General features: G+C 65.3%; 3 protein-coding genes and 1 pseudogene. 1 reads left to right on the top strand and 3 read right to left on the bottom strand.

Annotated elements, in window-relative coordinates:
• Positions 1 to 388 (top strand): annotated as a pseudogene (locus tag EOA33_RS33815) (hypothetical protein); the annotation flags it as partial.
• A 67-nt stretch (positions 389 to 455) separates the two neighbouring features.
• Here EOA33_RS33815 and EOA33_RS33810 read toward each other — a convergent pair.
• The 3 genes from EOA33_RS33810 to EOA33_RS33800 form a co-directional block, all read right to left on the bottom strand.
• A complete protein-coding gene (locus EOA33_RS33810; protein WP_127407587.1) occupies positions 456 to 956 on the bottom strand; it encodes a GNAT family N-acetyltransferase in 501 nt (166 codons plus the stop codon).
• A gap of 19 nt (positions 957 to 975) precedes the next feature.
• Complete coding sequence (locus EOA33_RS33805; protein ID WP_127407586.1) at positions 976 to 1,743, bottom strand: alpha/beta hydrolase; 768 nt, start codon at positions 1,741 to 1,743, stop codon at positions 976 to 978.
• Positions 1,744 to 1,762: 19 nt separating this feature from the next.
• On the bottom strand, positions 1,763 to 2,004 hold a 242-nt coding region (locus EOA33_RS33800; RefSeq protein WP_190234466.1), incomplete at its 5' end, for a DUF192 domain-containing protein.

Here is a 2,004-nt window from a genome sequence, read left to right as displayed (position 1 = left end):
GGCGCAGAGTGCCGCTCTTGCCGAGCAAAAACTCGCCGGCCGCACCGACGCGGGGCGCCTCGGCCGCGTCGCCGCGATGATCCTCGCCACCGCCACGCACGAACTGCCGCGCTCCGACGATGAGGATTTCGCCAGCGACGCGGCACTCATGCTCGACATGGACCTCGCTATCCTGGGTGCGGCGCCCGAGACCTTCGATGCCTACGAGCGGGCCGTCCGCCAGGAATACCATTGGGTCGAGGAGCCGATGTGGCGTGCCGGACGCGGCGCGGTGCTGAAGAGTTTCCTTGCCCGCCCGCATATCTTCCACACCGACGAGTTCCGGCAACGGTTCGAACCCCAGGCCAGGCGGAACCTTGCACGATCGCTGCAGGCGCTCGAAGCTTGAGCAATTCCAGGAAAAGTGTGTAACGGTTTTCCGTCCGGAATTGCGTGGAAAATAATAGCTGCATTGCCTAATCCGGCAAGGTCTCCATCTGCTCGGCATAGGCCTTGAAGCCTGCGCGCCGGTAGACTGGCTGCGCATTGGGATGGTCATAGGTGTCGGTGTGCAGCCAGAGCCTTTCGGGCCGATATGACCAGACCGCGCGAAGCGACCGGTCAAGCAGGAACGGCCCGAGTCGGCGGCCCTGGAAAGCGGGCACAAGCCCGAAATGGGTGAGCTCGACAACGGATTGGCCAACGCCGTTGAACTCGCACAGGCCGGCCGCCTCGCCGTCGACGCGCAGGACATGGATATGCGTCGCCGGACTGGCGAGCAGCCGTTCAAGCTCCCGTGGCTCCATGCGCAGCCGTTGATCCCACTGCAGCGGCTCGCCGACGGCGCGGTAGAGGCTGACATAGCCTCCGATATCGAGCGTTTCCCGCCCCACCGTCGCACCCGCCAGCCGGGCAGCAATGCCCTCGCCGGACGGCGGCTCGGTCATCTCCATGTAAGTGACGAGAAGCTCGACCATGGCACTCACTGGTGCCGTATTAGAGCGGGTTTTCGGCGTAGAACTCCAGCACGCGCTGCTTGAAGCTCTTATCGCCGACGGCCAGCATATGGTCGCGGCCCTCGATGTGGAATGCCCTTGCATTCGGCATCAACGCCGCCAGTTCGTCCGGCGAGCCGCCAATGTCGTCCTTGGTGCCGACGGCGATCAGGGTCGGCTGGGAAATCCGCGCCATGTCACCTTTGCTGAGCAGTTCGCGCGAGGTGGCGATACAAGCGGCAAGCGCCCGGCGGTCGCTGCGCGTCTGGTCGGCGAAGGCGCGAAACGAGCGGCCGCGCGGATGCGTCGTCGCCGCTGGATCTTCGGCAAGAAGTGCCGCCGCGATCGGGTCCCAGTCGCCGACACCGTCGACCATGCCGATGCCAAGGCCGCCGAACACCAGCGTCGCCACCTTGTCCGGGTCGGACAGCGCCAGGAAAGCCGAGATGCGCGCGCCCATCGAATAGCCCATCACATGGGCCCGTTCGATACCGAGATGATCGAGCAAGGCCGCCCCGTCCGAGGCCATCCTGGCCGGCGTGTAGTCGGCCTCGTCATAGCTTTTCGACGACGAGCCATGACCACGATTGTCGAAGGCAATCGCCCGGTAGCCGGCATCGTTCAGCGTCTTGAACCAGCCGGGCGACACCCAGTTGACATAGTGGCTGGAGGCAAAGCCGTGGATCATCAGCACCGGATCGCCGTAGCCCGATGCCGGCTGGCGATCGAGATAGGCAAGGTCGAAACCGTCGTGCGAAAAATACTGCATCGGCAAAGGTCCGGATTGTTCAGTTGGGATCGACGCTCGGCGCATCGCCCTTGTCCGGCGCCGGCCTGGCCGGCCCCGACGCCGTGCCGATGGCCGGATGGCGCAACAGGTCGCCGTCCGCGATACCGTCCTTGGCGGCCGTGCCTGCCTTGAGCTCGAGCACGAAGCGCACCGGTTCGCCGGGCGAGATGATCGCCTCGGACTGCGGCTCGCCGTGCAAGATTGCCCGGATCCTGCCGTCCTGCCCGACGAAGATCAGGT

The sequence above is a fragment of the Mesorhizobium sp. M4A.F.Ca.ET.050.02.1.1 genome, assembly GCF_003997725.1.
Classification (GTDB): Bacteria; Pseudomonadota; Alphaproteobacteria; order Rhizobiales; family Rhizobiaceae; genus Mesorhizobium.
The sequence above is the reverse complement of the archived record's forward strand: the minus strand, read 5'-3'. Positions and strand labels throughout refer to the sequence as shown.

Coding starts and splice junctions, on each gene's coding strand:
- EOA33_RS33810 (WP_127407587.1), bottom strand. CDS start 956: ATGGTCGAGCTTCTCGTCACTTACATGGAGATGACCGAGCCGCCGTCC.
- EOA33_RS33805 (WP_127407586.1), bottom strand. CDS start 1,743: ATGCAGTATTTTTCGCACGACGGTTTCGACCTTGCCTATCTCGATCGC.